Below are 15,200 nucleotides of genomic sequence, written 5' to 3'. Positions count from 1 at the left end.
AGATTCGCTTTGATTCGGCTTGCTCCGACGTATTCGGAGACACAAAGACAGCGATGTTAGCATGTTTTCGCTAGCCTATTCAAGAGGCTGGCGCTATAGGCATGGGCGCAACATCGGTTCGCCTGGCAACGTAGCGCGCCGCGCACCATGAGCCGCGCGTCGCGCGCTGCAATCTGGCTTGCTGCGATCGGCCTGCCGTAATTGATCTGCCGCGATCGGCCGCCGCAATAGATCTGCCGCAGTCGATCTATCGCTTGGCGATCGATGGGCCCGCGGCTGAATGCCTGCGCTGGCCGCCCGGTCGCCGGTACAGGGGCCGATCGGCGACGAGCCGGCTGTCCGACAGGCGCCGCCGCCCGGCTTGCGCCAGCGCGCGTGCCCAGCAGCTGCGTCGCAGACCTCTCCCGCTCGGGTCCCGTCCACAAGTTGGCAAGCCCGGCAACCGGTTGCAAGCGCGTGTCGTGCCGCCCCAACCGTAGCCGGTGTCGCGGGCGCCGCTGCCATGGCCGCGGCGCCGCAGACGCAGTGCCGCAGACGCAATCCCACAGAGGCAATGCCACAGACGCAATGCCACAGAGGCAGTGCCGCAGACGCAGTGCTGCAGAGGCAGTGCTATAGCCAGCCACGCTCCGCGAACGACATCACTGAGTCATGCGTGACGATCATGTGGTCGAGCAGCCGCACGTCCATCAGTTCGAGCGCGGCCTTGAGCCGATAGGTCAGGCGCTGGTCGGCCTCGCTTGGCGCAGCCTGCCCGGAAGGATGGTTGTGTGCAACAATGACCGCGACGGCATTGCGCATCAACGCCTCGCGCACGATCTCGCGCGGGTAGACGGCTGTCTGGGTCAGCGTGCCGCGCGACGCTTCCTCGCTGGCGATCAGACGGTGGCGCGCGTCGAGATACAGGCACATGAAGATTTCGCGGCTTCGCATGCCGAGCGTCAGGCGCAGATAGTCCTTGACGTTGGCCGGCCCGGCGAACGGCGCATCCGCGCGCAGATTCTCGACCAGTGCGCGCTCGACCAGTTGCAACACCGCCTGCAGCTTGCTGAGTTTCGCCGGGCCCATGCCCCGCACGGCGGCAAGCACCCGCCGGTCCGCATGCAGCAACGCGCGCAGCGAGCCGAAGCGGGCGAGCAACGCCTGTCCGAACGCGACCGCATTGCAATGGGCCGGGCCGCTGCCCAGCAGCAGGGCCAACAGTTCCGCGTTGGACAGCGCACCCGGTCCGGCTTCCTGCAGGCGCTCGCGTGGGCGAAGATCGACGGGCCAGCGCGAAATCGGCAGATCGGCGCCCGGGCCGCGCCGGGCACAGGGTTTTGCCGGCTGGCTTACAATACCGCTTTCCTGTCGATCGGCCCGCCCACCGGTGCGCGCGGCTGCCGACACATGCCGGGCATCGTTGCCCGGCGAACTGCCGGGCGCTTCCTTCAAGCCGGCAGTGTGCCCCTTCGCCGCGTCGCGCTGCGCTCGTCTAATAGCCTTTGTCATGACCCTGATCGATCTCGCCCGTGTCGGCCCCGGTTCGCACGTCACGCTGCATTACCGTCTCGCCCGTCCCGACGGCGAAGACATCGTCAGCACCTTCGACGAACGACCGGCCACGCTGCTGCTCGGGGCCGGGCAGCTTGCGCCGACCCTGGAAGAGATGATGATCGGCATGAAGGCGGGTGACCACTCGGTCTTTCGGCTGACGCCGGAGCAGGGCTTCGGACCGCGCAACCCCGAACTGATCCAGCGCGTGAAGCTGTCGACGCTGCGCGAGAACAGCATGGTCGGCGAGGATTTCTCGCCTGGCGACCTGGTCGAGTTCAACGCGCCGGGCGGCGGCCGCTATGCGGGCGTGCTCAAGGAAGTGGGCGAAACGTCGGCGCTGTTCGACTTCAATCACCCGTTGGCCGGCCAGGAGCTGGTCTTCGAGGTGCAGATCATCGGCATCATTTGAGCGCGCCAGCGCCGGCGCCGCGCCTACCTAGTGACGCAACCCAGATGAATATGACTTCCGTTTCCGACGTCGACGCAGAAATCCTGCTGGCCCAGCCCCGCGGCTTCTGCGCGGGCGTCGACCGGGCGATCGAGATCGTCGAGCGCGCGCTGGCCCTGTTCGGCGCGCCGATCTACGTGCGCCATGAGATCGTCCACAACGCTTACGTGGTAAGCGACCTGCGCGGCAAGGGCGCGATCTTCATCGAGGATCTCGACGAAGTGCCGGCCGGCAGCACGCTGGTGTTCAGCGCGCATGGCGTGCCGAAGGCAATCCGCAAGGATGCCGAGGCGCGCGGGCTCAAGGTGTTCGATGCCACCTGCCCGCTGGTCACCAAGGTGCACGTCGAGGTCGCGAAGATGCGCGCCGAGGGCTACGAGATCATCATGATCGGCCATCGCGGCCACCCCGAGGTCGAGGGTACGATGGGGCAGTCCGGCGAAGGCATGTATCTCGTCGAGGACGACAACGACATCGCGACGCTGTCCGTCAAGGATCCGGAGCGGCTCGCTTATGTGACCCAGACCACGCTGTCCGTCGACGACGCGGCCGTGGTGATCGAAGCGTTGAAGGCACGGTTTCCGGCGATTCGCGAGCCGAAGAAGCAGGACATCTGCTATGCGACGCAGAACCGGCAGGACGCGGTGAAGTTCATGGCGCCGCAGTGCGACGTGGTGATCGTGGTCGGCAGCCCGAACAGTTCGAATTCGAATCGCCTGCGCGAACTGGCCGAAAAGCTCGGCGTGCCGGCCTATATGGTCGACGCCGCCGACCAGCTCGACCCGGCGTGGTTCGTCGGCGTGAAGCGCGTGGGTTTGACGGCGGGTGCCTCGGCGCCGGAAGCGCTGGCCCAGTCCGTGATGCAGCGTATCCGTGAATTCGGCGTGAAGGGTGTGCGAAAACTGGACGGCATCGTCGAAAACATTGCGTTTCCGCTGCCTCGCGGTCTGGCGCCGTCGGCGACCTGAATATGTCGGGCCGCCGTGTACCGGCCTGGCGGTCCGGCCGGCACCATGGCACCGCCAGTAGACAGGCCTCCAGCGGTCATGCGACAGACGCGTCGCCGCGCTCGCCGGTCGCGCCGCGACGTGGCCGGCACGGTGCCGGCGAACTGACGGCGCCGTCGTACCAGCCGAACCGGACGGCTTTTTGCGCGCCGCCCTGCTTCTTGCATTAGAAGAACCCCTCTAATCGTGCCCGCCTGTCGGGCCGCCCGCGCGTAACCCGAGGCGGCTGATAACCGACTCGCAGAACGGCGCCGCGCGGCATTCATGCACTGCCAGCGATGCGTCCGCATGGCGCGCCCACTGAAATCGTGGCCGCGCGCACCTTTCCTTTCTTTTCAACGAAGTCGAGAGATTTTCCGCGCCAGGTGCAACCCGCCAAGCGGCGGTTGCAACGTCTGTTTCATATACGGTGCAACCATTATTGTCGCCCAGTTAAATTTGGGTACAATTCGCCGACTTTTCGGCATGCCGACACCCGGCACGTCGACATGGGGGTACGGTTGCGGCAGGGACGCAAGGCTGCGAGGCTACTGTCGTGCACCCGTCTGCCAAATGGTCCGCACCCAACCGGGTGGGGCATGACTTCATGCGGTATTGGTCTCGGCGTTATTGAAGGAACGCCGTCCGGGAGAATGAATGGATACCTTCGTCCAGCAGCTGATTAACGGCCTCGTCCTCGGCAGCGTCTACGCGATCATCGCGTTGGGCTACACGATGGTGTATGGCATTCTGGGCATCATCAACTTCGCCCACGGCGATGTGCTGATGATCGGCGCGATGGTGGCGCTCACCGCAATCAATCTCCTGCAAGCGCATTTCCCCGCGCTCGGCGCCGTTCCGACCCTGGTCGTGGCGCTGGGCATCGCGGCGGTCGTGTGTGCGATCAGTGGCGCGACGATCGAACGGGTGGCCTACCGGCCGCTGCGCAACGCGCCGCGTCTGGCGCCGTTGATTACCGCGATCGGCGTCTCGATCCTGCTGCAGACCGTTGCAATGATGATCTGGGGTCGTAACCCGCTGATGTTCCCGCAGCTGTTGCCGACCGACCCCCTCGAAGTGATCAAGGCCACGGACACGACCCCCGGCGCGGTGATCTCGGTGACCGAGATCATCATCGTCGCGGTGGCCTTCGTGACGATGGGCGGCCTGTTGCTGCTGGTGAACAAGACCAAGCTGGGGCGTGCGATGCGCGCCACCGCCGAGAACCGCAACGTGGCCGGCCTGATGGGCGTCAACCCGAACTTCGTGATCGCTGCCACCTTCATGATCGGCTCGGCGCTCGCCGCGTTGGCGGGTGTCATGATCGCGTCCGAGTACGGCAACGTCCACTTCTACATGGGCTTCATCCCCGGCATCAAGGCGTTCACGGCCGCGGTGCTCGGCGGCATCGGCAACCTGGCCGGCGCGATGGTCGGCGGCATCCTGCTCGGCATCATCGAGCAGCTCGGCGCCGGTTACGTCGGCGACCTGACGCACGGCGTGTTTGGCAGTAACTATCAGGACGTGTTCGCGTTCATCGTTCTGATCATCGTTCTCGTGTTCCGTCCGTCCGGTTTGCTGGGCGAGCGGGTTGCCGACCGCGCTTAACAGGGGTAGCGCTATGCCTTCCATTCCTCCGATCGAAGCGACGACCTCGCTTACGCCGCAGAAGAAGTCGCCCTCGCACTACCTGGGCGTCGCGATCCTGATCGTGCTGGTCGCCGCCGCACCGATGATCGTTGGCGCCGCCGGCGGCAACTACTGGGTGCGCGTGCTGGACTTCGCGATGCTCTACGTGATGCTCGCGCTTGGGCTGAACGTCGTGGTCGGTTTTGCCGGCCTGCTCGACCTGGGCTATATCGCGTTCTACGCGGTGGGCGCGTACATGGCCGCGTTCCTGACGTCGCCGCAATTGTCGACGCAGTTCGAATGGGCCGCGCATCTGTGGCCGACCGGACCGCATTTCCCAATCTGGGTGGTGATCCCGGTTGGCATGGCGATGGCCGCGCTGTTCGGCGTGCTGCTCGGCGCGCCGACGCTGCGGCTGCGCGGCGACTACCTGGCCATCGTGACGCTCGGTTTCGGGGAGATCGTCCGGATCTTCATGAACAACCTGGACCGTCCGATCAACATCACCAACGGTCCGAAGGGCATCACGGGCATCGCGCCGGTCTCGCTGTTCGGCTTCGACTTCTCGAAGACGCATGACCTGTTCGGTGTCACGCTGCCGCCGGTATACCTTTACTACTACCTGTTCGTGGCGTTGTCGCTGGCGGTGATCTTCATCTGCGTGCGGCTGCAGCACTCGCGCATCGGCCGCGCATGGGCGGCCATTCGCGAGGACGAGATCGCAGCCAAGGCGATGGGCATCAACACCCGCAACGTGAAGCTGCTCGCCTTCGCAATGGGTGCGTCCTTCGGCGGCGTGTCCGGTGCGATGTTCGGCTCCTTCCAGGGCTTCGTGTCGCCCGAGTCGTTCACCTTCTGGGAATCGGTGGTGGTGCTTGCCTGCGTCGTGCTGGGCGGCATGGGCCACATCCCGGGCGTGATCCTCGGCGCCGTCCTGCTGGCCGTCTTCCCCGAAGTGCTGCGCTCGACGATGGGCCCGCTGCAGCAGGCCGTGTTCGGGCATGAAGTGGTCGACGTCGAAGTCGTCCGCCAGCTGGTGTACGGTCTCGCGATGATCATCATCATGCTGTACCGCTCGGAAGGCCTCTGGCCTGCGCCGCGCCACGAGGACCGGATCGCCCGGCTCGCGAAGCGGAACAAGGCGGCCGGTGCCTGAGCACCGGCGATACCAAGACGCACAACAGCCGGCCGCACGACGGCCGGTCGCAGGCGGTGACAACGCCGCCGCAGAGAAGCGGAGAAGGTCGAGATGGTCGAAAGCGAAATGCTGTTACATATCAAGGGCGTCAACAAGCGCTTCGGCGGCTTGCAGGCGCTGTCGGACGTCGGTCTGGACATCCGGCCCGGCCAGATCTATGGCCTGATCGGGCCGAACGGTGCCGGCAAGACCACGTTCTTCAACGTGATCACCGGGCTGTACGAGCCGGACTCGGGCGACTTCGTGCTGGACGGCAAGCCGTACAAGCCAACCGCGGTGCATGAGGTGGCACGGGCGGGCATCGCGCGCACGTTCCAGAACATCCGGCTGTTCGGCGGCATGACCGCGCTCGAAAACGTGATGACCGGTCGCTACGTCCGCACCAAGCACGGCCTGATCGGCGCGGTGCTGCGCACGCCCGCCGAACGCCGCGAGGAGCGCGAGATCAAGGAGCGTGCGATCGAGCTGCTCGATTACGTCGGCGTGCTGAAGTATGCGGACTACACCGCGCGCAACCTGTCGTACGGTCACCAGCGGCGGCTCGAAATCGCCCGCGCGCTGGCCACCGATCCGAAGCTGCTGGCGCTGGACGAGCCGGCCGCGGGCATGAACGCGACCGAGAAGGTCGAGCTGCGCGCGTTGCTGGACAAGATCCGCAGCGACGGCCGCACGATCCTGCTGATCGAACACGACGTGAAGCTGATGATGGGCCTGTGCGATCGCATCACGGTGCTCGACTACGGCAAGGTGATCGCCGAGGGCCTGCCGCAGGACGTGCAGAAGGACCCGAAGGTGATCGAGGCATATCTGGGCGCGGGAGGCCACTGATGAGCGAAGCAATGTTGTCGATCAAGGGCCTGCAGGTGGCGTACGGCGGGATCCAGGCAGTGAAGGGTATCGACATCGATATCCACGAGAAGGAACTGGTCACGCTGATCGGTGCGAACGGCGCCGGCAAGACGACCACCATGAAGGCGATCACCGGCCTGAAGACCTGGACCGGCGGCGACATCACCTACATGGGTCAGTCGATCCGCGGCGTGCCGTCGTACGAACTGCTCAAGCGCGGACTGGCGATGGTGCCGGAAGGCCGCGGCATCTTCGCGCGCATGACGATCCTCGAGAACATGCGCATGGGTGCCTACCTGCGCAATGACGAGTCGGCGATCCGCAGCGACATCGAGCGGATGTTCGGCTTCTTCCCGCGCCTGAAGGAACGTCAGAGCCAGCTGGCCGGCACGCTGTCCGGCGGCGAGCAGCAGATGCTCGCGATGGCGCGCGCGCTGATCAGCCGGCCGAAGCTGCTGTTGCTGGACGAGCCGTCGATGGGCCTGTCGCCGATCATGGTCGAAAAGATTTTCGAGGTCGTGCGCGAAATCTCGTCCGAGGGTCTGACGGTGCTGCTGGTCGAGCAGAACGCGCGGCTGGCGCTGCAGGCGGCCAATCGCGGCTACGTGATGGACTCGGGCCTGATCTCGATGAGCGGCGACGCGAAGGAGATGCTGCACGATCCGAAGGTGCGGGCAGCCTATCTGGGCGAGTGACCGTGGCGCTTTGCTGCGACAGCGCGCGCCGGTACGCCGGTAGTGCTGTCGTCTTGCTGCTGCCGTCCTGATGCTGCCGCCCTGGCGCCCCTGATGTAGTCGTCATCGTTGATGGCGGCGCTTGCAGAAACGAAAAATGCCGCTGACGCGGCATTTTTCTTGTCGGTCCGCCGCGCTTGCGGGCGGCGGACCAGGCCGATCGTCCGCCCGGCTCAGATTGCCGAGGTGGCGGCGCCTTCCGGCAGGGACGCTTCGATCGCCTGCTTCAGCAGCGCAATCATCTGGTCGATTTCGTCGCGCGTGACGTTCAGCGCCGGCATGAAGCGCAGCAGGTTCGGCCGGGCCGCGTTCACCAGCAGGCCCGTCGGGTTCAGGTCGCGTGCCTTGTTGACGATCAGCGGTCCGATCTCGCTCGGCAGCAGCAGCGCGCGCAGCAGGCCTTCGCCACGCTCGCCATTGAAGCCGTATTCCTCGGACAGGCCGAGCAGCGCCTGCCGCAGGTAGGCGGCCGAATCGCGCACGCCGTCGAGGAAGCCCGGCGCGACCATGCGCGAGATCACTTCGTAGCCCACCGCGGTCATCACCGGGTTGCCGTTGTACGTGCCGCCCTGGTCGCCGGCCTCGAACACCGACACCTCATCGCGAGCGAGCAGGGCGGCAAGCGGCACGCCGCCGCCGATGCCCTTGCCGAGCGTCATGATGTCCGGCTCGATGCCCGAGAGTTGGTATGCGAACAGCTCGCCGGTGCGGCCACAGCCGGTCTGGACTTCATCGACGATCAGCAGCAGGCGATGCTTGCGGGTCAGTTCGCGCAACGCCAGCATGAACTCGCGCGTGGCGGGCAGCACGCCGCCTTCGCCCTGGATCGGTTCGAGCATCACCGCGACGGTCTTGTCGGTGATCAGCGCCTCGACCGACGCGATGTCGTTCAGTTCGGCTTTCGGGAAGCCCGGCACCTGCGGCGCGAAGATCGTGTCCCAGCCCGCCTTGCCGCTGGCCGACATGGTGGCCAGCGTGCGGCCATGGAAGCTATGGTCGAAGGTGATGATCTCGTAGGCGCCGTTCTTGTTCTTGCGACCCCACTTGCGGGCCAGCTTGATCGCGCCTTCGTTCGCTTCGGCGCCGCTGTTCGCGAAGAACACCTTGTCGAACGCGCTGTTGTCGGTCAACAGCTTGGCCAGGCGGGCCATCGGTTCGTTGTAGTAGGCGGGGCTCGGGTTGATCAGCCGGCTGGCCTGCTTGTGCATCGCCTCGACGATGCCGTCGTCCGCATGGCCGAAAGAATTGACCGCCCAGCCCTGGATGAAGTCCAGATAGCGCTTGTCGTTGTTGTCGTACAGCCAGGCGCCCTTGCCGTGGGTGAAGACGATTTCCGGGCGGGTCGTGATGAACATCAGCGACTCGGTCGAATAGGCATCAAAGTTCATCAACGGGCTCCATCAAAGCGGTCGGAAAAAACAAAAGCCACGGTTTGACCCGTGGCTTCTGGAAGCGTGTAACGCGTCGCGCTGCGCGCGCATCTGGGCCGGGCCGTCTCTAGCAGAGGCGGCGGCGTCGTGACCCAGCGGTGGCGGCGGTGCAGTGCATTCGCGAAGAATACGTCAGCGTGGCGGCGTTTGTCAAAGCAAGGTTCGCCCGCCGGCGCCAGCGGACCCGGCGCGGCGGTCGTCGTCCGTTGGCGCCGTGTCATGCGTCGCCTCAGATCGGATTGGCGAGGTCCGCCGCGCTGGTAAACGCGTCGGCGAAAAACGCATCCGCCGGCAGGCCGTGATGCGCGGTGAAGTCGCGCTGCGCGGACTCCACCATCACCGGCGCGCCGCACGCGTAGACCTCGTAACCGGCCAGATCCGGCAGATCCTCGATCACCGCCCGGTGCACGAAGCCGGTGCGGCCCGTCCACCCATCGTCGGCATCCGGTTCGGACAGCACCGGGACGAAGCGGATATGCGCATGCTCGGCCGCCCAACGCTGCGCTGCTTCGGCGAGGTACAGGTCGCGCTTGCGCCGGCCGCCCCAGTAGAGCGTCACCGGGCGCCGGATCTCCTTGAAGATCATGTGTTCGACGATGGCCTTGATCGGCGCGAAGCCGGTGCCCGAACACAGCAGCACGACGGGCTTGTCCGTGTCCTCGCGCAGGAAGAAAGTGCCCAGCGGACCTTCGAAGCGCAGAATGTCGCGCGGCTTCATCGCGCCGAACACGTGGTCGGTGAAGACCCCGCCCGGCAGGTGACGGATGTGCAGTTCCAGCGGGCCGTCGGCGTGCGGCGAACTGGCGATCGAATAGGCGCGGCGCTTGCCGTCCTTCAGGATGAATTCGAGATACTGTCCGGCCAGGAATTGCAGACGTTCGTTGGCCGGCAGTTGCAGGCGCACGATCATCGCATCGTCGGACGCGCGAACCAGTTCGCTGACGCGGCAGGGCAGCTTCTTGACCGGCACGTCGCCCACGCCGTTGACCTCGCGCACATCGATCTCGACATCGGACCGGGCATTCGCGCAGCACAGCAACGCAAAGCCGCGCGTTTTCTCGTCGTTGGCCAGGGCGGACGCCGCGTGCGGGCCCTGGTCGACTTCCCCGGCAACGATCTCCGCCTTGCAGGAACTGCACGCGCCGTTCTTGCAGCCGTATGGCAGGCCGACGCCTTGGCGCAGTGCCGCGGCCAGAATCGATTCATCGGCCTCGGCCTGGAACTGACGGCCGCTTTTCTTGAGGGTGACTGTATAGCTCATCTTTATCGATAGGGGAAACCGGCGGACCCATCACGGCGAGCGACGTCCGGTCCGTGCGTTCTACAATCGGAACAATGAAAAGCCATTGTTCGTTCCGACGCCAGCGCGTGCTCATCGTCGGCTGCGGCGACATCGGCCTGCGCTGCGGCCGGCTGCTGTCGCGCCGCTACCAGTGCGTGGGCCTGATCCGCGATCCGTCCCGGGCCGCCGCACTGCGCGCCGCCGGCATCACGCCGCTGCCAGGCGACCTCGACCGCCACCGCAGTCTGGCGCGCCTGGCCGCCCTCGGCCCGGCCTTCGACCACATCGTGCATCTGGCGCCGCCGCGTCCCGAAGGCGAGGGCGATGCCCGCACGGTCGCGCTGCTCGCGGCGCTCAGGCGGCCACCGCGACGCACGCGGACGGCGGCGCGGCCCGCCGGCGTGCCCGGTGTGTCCGGCGGCACGAGGCGGCCCATTGTACCCGAGCGTACCCGCCGCCTCGTCTATGCCAGTACCTCCGGTGTCTACGGCGACCGACGCGGCGCCCGCACCGACGAAACCGCGCGCGTGGCGCCGGCCACCGCCCGTGCCCGGCGCCGCGTCGCCGCGGAGCGGCTGCTGCGCGCCGCGGCGGGCACGGCGGCGGACCTGTCGGTCAGCGTGCTGCGGGTGCCCGGCATCTACGACGAGACGCGTCTGCCAGTCGCGCGCCTGCAGCGCGGCACGCCGGCGCTGCGTGGCGAGGACGACGTGTTCACCAACCACATCCACGCGGACGATCTGGCGGCCATCGTCGTGCGCGCGCTCCGGCGAGGCCGGCCGCAGCGTATCGTGCACGCGAGCGATGACAGCGCGTTGAAGATGGGCGATTACTTCGAACTCGTGGCGGCGCACGCGGGCCTCGCGCCGCCACCGCGCGTGAGCCTGGCGCAAGCCCGCGAGAACCTCGATCCCGCGCTGCTGTCGTTCATGCTGGAATCGCGCCGGCTCGACAACGGGCGCCTGCGGCGCGAGTTCGGCTATGCGTTGACGTACCCGACGGTCGGCGCGTTCTTCGCACGCAGCGCGGCCCGTTCGGCGTCGTCGAGGTAGCGCCAGGTGCCTTCGAGCAGATCGGAAGGCAAGGTCAAGCCGCCGATCGCCACGCGATGCAGGCCCACCACCCGGTTGCCCGCGGCCGCCACCATCCGCTTCACCTGGTGATACTTGCCCTCGGCGATTTCCAGCTCGATCTCGGCGTCGCCGACACGATGCACGGCCAGGGCGGCCATCGGTTCGGGCGCATCGCGCAGCACCACGCCGGCGCCGAGCGCATCGAGCAGCGCGTCGTTGACCGCGTGCTTGAGCGTCGCCCGATAACACTTTGGTACTTTGCGCTTCGGTGCGGTCAATTGATGGACGAAGGCACCGTCGTCGGAGAACAGCAGCAGGCCGGTGGTGTCCTGGTCGAGCCGGCCGACGCACTGCACGCCGCGTTGCCGCAATGGCCATGGGAGCAATTCGAAGACGCTGCGATGATGCTGCGGATCGTGGGAGCACTCGAAGCCGGGCGGCTTGTGCATCGCCAGATACACTTTTTCACGATAACGCCAGGCAACGCCGTCGACGGTGAAGTCGATCGCGCCATCCGGCACGGTCGTCGCGGGATCATCGGTGGGGTAGCCGGCGAGGCTCACGGCGCCCCGGGCGATCAGCGCGCGACATTCCCGCCGCGACCCGAAACCCTGGGAAAAGAGCATGCGTTCGAGGTCCATCGGGCGATTATCGCCGAAGACCGCCTGCTCGCCAGCCCCTGGTCAGGACCGCGCCGACGACGGGCCGGCGCCATCCGCGTCTTCGGACGGGTCAGTAGCTGTTGCTGTTGCGGACGCGCGATTCCACCGTGTTGCCGAGCAGACCGCCTCCCAGCGCGCCGGCCACGGTGGCAAGCGTGCGGCCACGCCCGTGACCGATCTGATTGCCGAGCAGGCCGCCGACCACCGCGCCACCGACCGCGCCGACACCTGTGGTCGGCTGGTGCGCGGGCTGGTAGCTCGGCTGGTAGGCCGTCTGCGTTGGCGCGGCATAGGTCGGCGCGCTTTCGTAGCGCTGGCGCGGTACGTCGACGTACCGCTTGACCGTCACCGTGCGCGTCGCCGGCGGCTGGACGGCCGGCTGCACCACCGGCTGCACGACGGTGACCTGCGCTGGCGTGGCGGCGCTTGCGCCTTCGGTGGCGCGGCTGTTCGGCAGCCAGCCGAGCATGGCGGCGGCGCCGACCACGCTGGCGAGCGTGACTGCGATGGCTGCGCCCGCGAGCAGCGGATGAAGACGCGTTGCAGGGGCGGCAACGACCGTCGCTGGAAGATGGCTTTGATTTTGTGCGTCCATATTCGATCTCCTCGAGCCGGCCGCAGTGCTGCGGCTGTTGGAGATCAGTATCGGAAAGCGACGGACGCGCCGCTGTGACGTTTTGTAAGCAGCGGTAAGCCCGGCGGCCGGCGTCGCGAAGCGTGATCGGCGACGACAAACGGGACGAAAGCGCGCGGCAGTACGGTGCAAGCCGCGCGCGGCGGCGCGACTGCGGTCAGCGGTGGCCGAGCCGAATCGAACAGGAGCAGCGGGCGGCACGGGCCCTTGTCCGTATGCCGTGCCCGGACGGCGTGCCCGGACGGCGTGCTCGGATGACGCGCTTGCTTGACGCGCTTGCTTGACGCGCTTGGGTGGCGCGCCCTGGCAGGGCGCCGCCGTCAGCGCAATGCGCTCCACGCGAGCACCGCCCACGACGCAAGCAACAGCACGCCGCCAATGGGCGTGACGATGCCCAGCGGACGCGCGCCCAGGAGCGCAAGCAGATAGAGGCTGCCGCTGAACAGCACGATGCCGGCCTGCATCAGCGAGCCGCTCCACGCCACGCGTGCGGCGGCAAGGCGTGGCGCCAGCGAGGCGATCAGCAGCAGGCCCAGACCGTGAATCAGATGGTAGGTCACGCCTGTCTGCCACACTGCCAGCATGTCGGCGGACAGCCGCTGCTTCAGTCCATGTGCGCCGAATGCGCCGGCACCGACCGCGATGAACATGTTGAGGGCGCCGAGGCAGGTGAGGATGCGGTCGTTCATGGCGGGCGGCGGGCGGGCTGGCCGGCGTTGAGGGAGGGATGGAGGCGCGGCCGACGGCGCGGGACGCCGCCAACCGGTGCTGGATAGCCGCGATGATGCCAGAAGCGCGGTTCGTGGGCCGCGGCGCAATGCCGCCCGCCCGCCCGCCCGCGTGCTGGTGCCGTGGCGGCGCCCGCGCACCGGTCACAGCGGGTAGGGTGGCACGGCCGCGAACGCGGGGAATGGCATTCAGGCGGCCGCGCAACGCGGCGACGCGCGCGGGCCAAGGCGGCACCGACCGCGCGGCGGACGGCAACCGGAACAGCCGGGAAAGTGCCGTTTTTTTTGGGACCGATTGAGGCTATGCTTGATGAGTTTTCTTATGAGATACCGAAATGTTCGACGACCAACTGTCCCCCGCCAGCGCTGCGCCCGCCGCCGCTGAGCCGGCCTCTCTCGATTGGACCCGCAAACTGGTCAGTTTCGACACGACCAGCCGCGAATCCAACCTCGGCCTGATCGAGACGGTGCGCGACCATCTGGCCGGCGCGGGCATCGAATCCATCCTCAGCTACGACGCTGACCGCCGCAAGGCCAACCTGTTCGCCACGGTTCCCGACGCCGGCGGCGGCACGCAGGGCGGCATCGTGCTGTCCGGGCATACCGACGTGGTGCCCGTCGATGGGCAGAAATGGGACTCCGATCCGTTCGCGCCCGAAGTGCGCGACGGCAAGCTCTATGGCCGCGGCACCTGCGACATGAAAGGCTTCATCGGCAGCGCGCTCACCGCGCTGCCGCAGATCATGTCGACCCGCCTGTCGAAGCCGGTGCACTTCGCGTTTTCGTACGACGAGGAAATCGGTTGCGTCGGCGCGCCGGTGATGCTTGCCGATCTGGCCGCGCGCGGCATCCGGCCGAGCGGTTGCATCGTCGGCGAGCCGACCAGCATGCGGGTGATCGTCGCGCACAAGGGCATCAACGCATTCCGCTGCTGCATCCGCGGGCAGGCCGCGCATTCGTCGCTGACGCCGCAGGGCCTCAACGCGATCGAATACGCGGCACGGCTGATCACCTTCATCCGCGACATCGCCGACGAGTTCCGTGCCAACGGGCCGTACGACCACGCGTTCGACGTGCCGTTCACGACCGCGCAGACCAGCACGATCAAGGGCGGCAATGCGCTCAACACCGTGCCGGCCGATTGCGAATTCCAGTTCGAATACCGCAATCTGCCGGGTGTCGACCCGGAAGCGGTACTGACGCGCATCCGCGAATACATCGACGGCGACCTGCTGCCGCGCATGCGGCGCGAGCACGCGATCGGTGCGGTCGAGTTGTCGAAGATTGCCGCGGCGCCGTCGCTCGACGCATCGGAAGAAGCGGCGGTGACGCAACTGGTGCGTGCGCTCACGCGGGACACCGACGTTCGCAAGGTCGCATACGGCACGGAAGGCGGACAGTTCCAGCAGGCAGGCATTCCGTCGATCATTTGCGGACCAGGCAACATCGAACAGGCGCACCGCCCGAACGAGTTCGTTTCGCTCGAGCAGATGGCCGAGTGCGACCGTTTCCTCGGGCGCTTCGTCGACAGCCTCGCGGTGCGTGACTGAGGCCAGACGGTCGCTGACGAAGGGCCGTTGATGCGGCACCCCCGGCGGCACCCCCGGCGGCACCCACGACGGGACCCACGGCAGGACCGACGGACCCAGGCAGGCACCGGCGCCGGCCGCTCGCGCGGCGCCGTCCATCGCACGCCCGGTTCCGGCGCGGCCGCGTTGCCGCGATGTTCGTTTGAGTGATCTTTTCTTCCGGAGCGCGAGCCCGGCGCAGTCGGTGCGCCGGCAGCGCGTCACTACCTTCCTGCGAGCGGTGTCATGAACGTTTCCTCCCAACAAGCCGGCGCCGTGGGCGCGACGACGCCGACGTGGCGCGTGGTCGTGGCAGCCTCGATCGGCAATGCGCTCGAGTGGTTCGACCTGGTCGTCTACGGCTTCTTCGCCGCGACCATCTCCAAGCTGTTCTTCCCGTCGGGCAACGAGACGGTCTCGTTGATGATCGCCCTGGGCACCTT

At 67.0% G+C, this 15,200-nt stretch carries 14 protein-coding genes and 1 pseudogene; 9 read left to right on the top strand and 6 right to left on the bottom strand.

The genetic code is table 11. The annotated features are described in order from the left end of the window. Nucleotides 1-612 precede the first annotated feature (612 nt). A complete protein-coding gene (gene radC, locus BLU54_RS13605; protein ID WP_091909302.1) occupies nt 613-1,491 on the bottom strand; it encodes a RadC family protein in 879 nt (292 codons plus the stop codon). On the opposite strand from radC, the gene BLU54_RS13600 reads away from it, so the two are divergent. The 6 genes from BLU54_RS13600 (at nt 1,490) to BLU54_RS13575 (ending at nt 7,341) form a co-directional block, all read left to right on the top strand. Next, nucleotides 1,490-1,945 (top strand): FKBP-type peptidyl-prolyl cis-trans isomerase, encoded by a 456-nt coding sequence (locus BLU54_RS13600; RefSeq protein ID WP_091909299.1) that lies wholly within the window; start codon nt 1,490-1,492, stop codon nt 1,943-1,945. The genes radC and BLU54_RS13600 overlap by 2 nt on opposite strands. A 50-nt stretch (nt 1,946-1,995) precedes the next feature. Beyond that, complete coding sequence (gene ispH, locus BLU54_RS13595; RefSeq protein WP_407919419.1) at nt 1,996-2,952, top strand: 4-hydroxy-3-methylbut-2-enyl diphosphate reductase; 957 nt, start codon at nt 1,996-1,998, stop codon at nt 2,950-2,952. A 675-nt stretch (nt 2,953-3,627) separates the two neighbouring features. Beyond that, nucleotides 3,628-4,578, top strand: a complete 951-nt coding sequence (locus tag BLU54_RS13590) for a branched-chain amino acid ABC transporter permease (RefSeq protein ID WP_091909292.1) — start codon at nt 3,628-3,630, stop codon at nt 4,576-4,578. 13 nt (nt 4,579-4,591) lie between these two features. After that, the gene (locus BLU54_RS13585) at nt 4,592-5,755 is read left to right on the top strand and encodes an ABC transporter permease subunit (RefSeq protein WP_091909290.1); all 1,164 of its coding nucleotides are present in this window, start codon (nt 4,592-4,594) and stop codon (nt 5,753-5,755) included. Between the two features lie 108 nt (nt 5,756-5,863). Next, nucleotides 5,864-6,625, top strand: coding sequence for an ABC transporter ATP-binding protein (locus BLU54_RS13580; RefSeq protein WP_407919418.1), 762 nt, complete (start codon nt 5,864-5,866; stop codon nt 6,623-6,625). After that, nucleotides 6,625-7,341 (top strand): ABC transporter ATP-binding protein, encoded by a 717-nt coding sequence (locus BLU54_RS13575; RefSeq protein WP_091909284.1) that lies wholly within the window; start codon nt 6,625-6,627, stop codon nt 7,339-7,341. Before BLU54_RS13580 ends, BLU54_RS13575 begins: the two co-directional genes overlap by 1 nt. A gap of 212 nt (nt 7,342-7,553) precedes the next feature. On the opposite strand, the gene BLU54_RS13570 is transcribed toward BLU54_RS13575, so the two are convergent. Both BLU54_RS13570 and BLU54_RS13565 read right to left on the bottom strand, forming a co-directional pair. After that, on the bottom strand, nt 7,554-8,768 hold the full coding sequence (locus BLU54_RS13570) for an acetylornithine transaminase (RefSeq protein WP_091909281.1): 1,215 nt from the start codon (nt 8,766-8,768) through the stop codon (nt 7,554-7,556). Between the two features lie 271 nt (nt 8,769-9,039). Beyond that, nucleotides 9,040-10,071 carry a CDP-6-deoxy-delta-3,4-glucoseen reductase gene (locus BLU54_RS13565; RefSeq protein WP_091909278.1) on the bottom strand — a complete coding sequence of 344 codons (1,032 nt, stop codon included), beginning with the start codon at nt 10,069-10,071 and terminating at the stop codon, nt 9,040-9,042. Between the two features lie 74 nt (nt 10,072-10,145). On the opposite strand from BLU54_RS13565, the gene BLU54_RS13560 reads away from it, so the two are divergent. Further along, the gene (locus tag BLU54_RS13560) at nt 10,146-11,144 is read left to right on the top strand and encodes an NAD-dependent epimerase/dehydratase family protein (RefSeq protein WP_091909275.1); all 999 of its coding nucleotides are present in this window, start codon (nt 10,146-10,148) and stop codon (nt 11,142-11,144) included. Here the strand turns inward: BLU54_RS13560 and BLU54_RS13555 are convergent. The 3 genes from BLU54_RS13555 to BLU54_RS13545 form a co-directional block, all read right to left on the bottom strand. Continuing rightward, complete coding sequence (locus BLU54_RS13555; protein WP_091909273.1) at nt 11,072-11,806, bottom strand: pseudouridine synthase; 735 nt, start codon at nt 11,804-11,806, stop codon at nt 11,072-11,074. The two genes, BLU54_RS13560 and BLU54_RS13555, sit on opposite strands and share 73 nt — an antisense overlap. 91 nt (nt 11,807-11,897) lie before the next feature. Then, entirely contained in the window at nt 11,898-12,422 is a 525-nt protein-coding gene (locus tag BLU54_RS24475; RefSeq protein ID WP_091909270.1) for a glycine zipper 2TM domain-containing protein, read from the bottom strand. Between the two features lie 359 nt (nt 12,423-12,781). Beyond that, nucleotides 12,782-13,150 (bottom strand): DUF423 domain-containing protein, encoded by a 369-nt coding sequence (locus tag BLU54_RS13545; protein ID WP_091909267.1) that lies wholly within the window; start codon nt 13,148-13,150, stop codon nt 12,782-12,784. A 374-nt stretch (nt 13,151-13,524) separates the two neighbouring features. Here BLU54_RS13545 and argE point away from each other — a divergent pair, with 374 nt between their 5' ends. Together argE and BLU54_RS13535 are read left to right on the top strand one after the other, a co-directional pair. Next, a complete protein-coding gene (gene argE / locus BLU54_RS13540; protein ID WP_091909264.1) occupies nt 13,525-14,739 on the top strand; it encodes an acetylornithine deacetylase in 1,215 nt (404 codons plus the stop codon). A 264-nt stretch (nt 14,740-15,003) separates the two neighbouring features. Further along, nucleotides 15,004-15,200: pseudogene (locus BLU54_RS13535) on the top strand (MFS transporter); the annotation flags it as partial.

It is taken from the genome of Chitinasiproducens palmae (assembly GCF_900095735.1).
Lineage (GTDB): Bacteria > Pseudomonadota > Gammaproteobacteria > Burkholderiales > Burkholderiaceae > Chitinasiproducens > Chitinasiproducens palmae.
The sequence above is the reverse complement of the archived record's forward strand: the minus strand, read 5'-3'. Positions and strand labels throughout refer to the sequence as shown.

Excerpts from the sequence above, each read along its gene's own strand:
- BLU54_RS13600 (WP_091909299.1), top strand. The coding sequence starts at position 1,490 with ATGACCCTGATCGATCTCGCCCGTGTCGGCCCCGGTTCGCACGTCACG.
- radC (WP_091909302.1), bottom strand. The coding sequence starts at position 1,491 with ATGACAAAGGCTATTAGACGAGCGCAGCGCGACGCGGCGAAGGGGCAC.
- ispH (WP_407919419.1), top strand. The coding sequence starts at position 1,996 with ATGACTTCCGTTTCCGACGTCGACGCAGAAATCCTGCTGGCCCAGCCC.
- BLU54_RS13590 (WP_091909292.1), top strand. The coding sequence starts at position 3,628 with ATGGATACCTTCGTCCAGCAGCTGATTAACGGCCTCGTCCTCGGCAGC.
- BLU54_RS13585 (WP_091909290.1), top strand. The coding sequence starts at position 4,592 with ATGCCTTCCATTCCTCCGATCGAAGCGACGACCTCGCTTACGCCGCAG.
- BLU54_RS13580 (WP_407919418.1), top strand. The coding sequence starts at position 5,864 with ATGCTGTTACATATCAAGGGCGTCAACAAGCGCTTCGGCGGCTTGCAG.
- BLU54_RS13575 (WP_091909284.1), top strand. The coding sequence starts at position 6,625 with ATGAGCGAAGCAATGTTGTCGATCAAGGGCCTGCAGGTGGCGTACGGC.
- BLU54_RS13570 (WP_091909281.1), bottom strand. The coding sequence starts at position 8,768 with ATGAACTTTGATGCCTATTCGACCGAGTCGCTGATGTTCATCACGACC.
- BLU54_RS13565 (WP_091909278.1), bottom strand. The coding sequence starts at position 10,071 with ATGAGCTATACAGTCACCCTCAAGAAAAGCGGCCGTCAGTTCCAGGCC.
- BLU54_RS13560 (WP_091909275.1), top strand. The coding sequence starts at position 10,146 with ATGAAAAGCCATTGTTCGTTCCGACGCCAGCGCGTGCTCATCGTCGGC.
- BLU54_RS13555 (WP_091909273.1), bottom strand. The coding sequence starts at position 11,806 with ATGGACCTCGAACGCATGCTCTTTTCCCAGGGTTTCGGGTCGCGGCGG.
- BLU54_RS24475 (WP_091909270.1), bottom strand. The coding sequence starts at position 12,422 with ATGGACGCACAAAATCAAAGCCATCTTCCAGCGACGGTCGTTGCCGCC.
- BLU54_RS13545 (WP_091909267.1), bottom strand. The coding sequence starts at position 13,150 with ATGAACGACCGCATCCTCACCTGCCTCGGCGCCCTCAACATGTTCATC.
- argE (WP_091909264.1), top strand. The coding sequence starts at position 13,525 with ATGTTCGACGACCAACTGTCCCCCGCCAGCGCTGCGCCCGCCGCCGCT.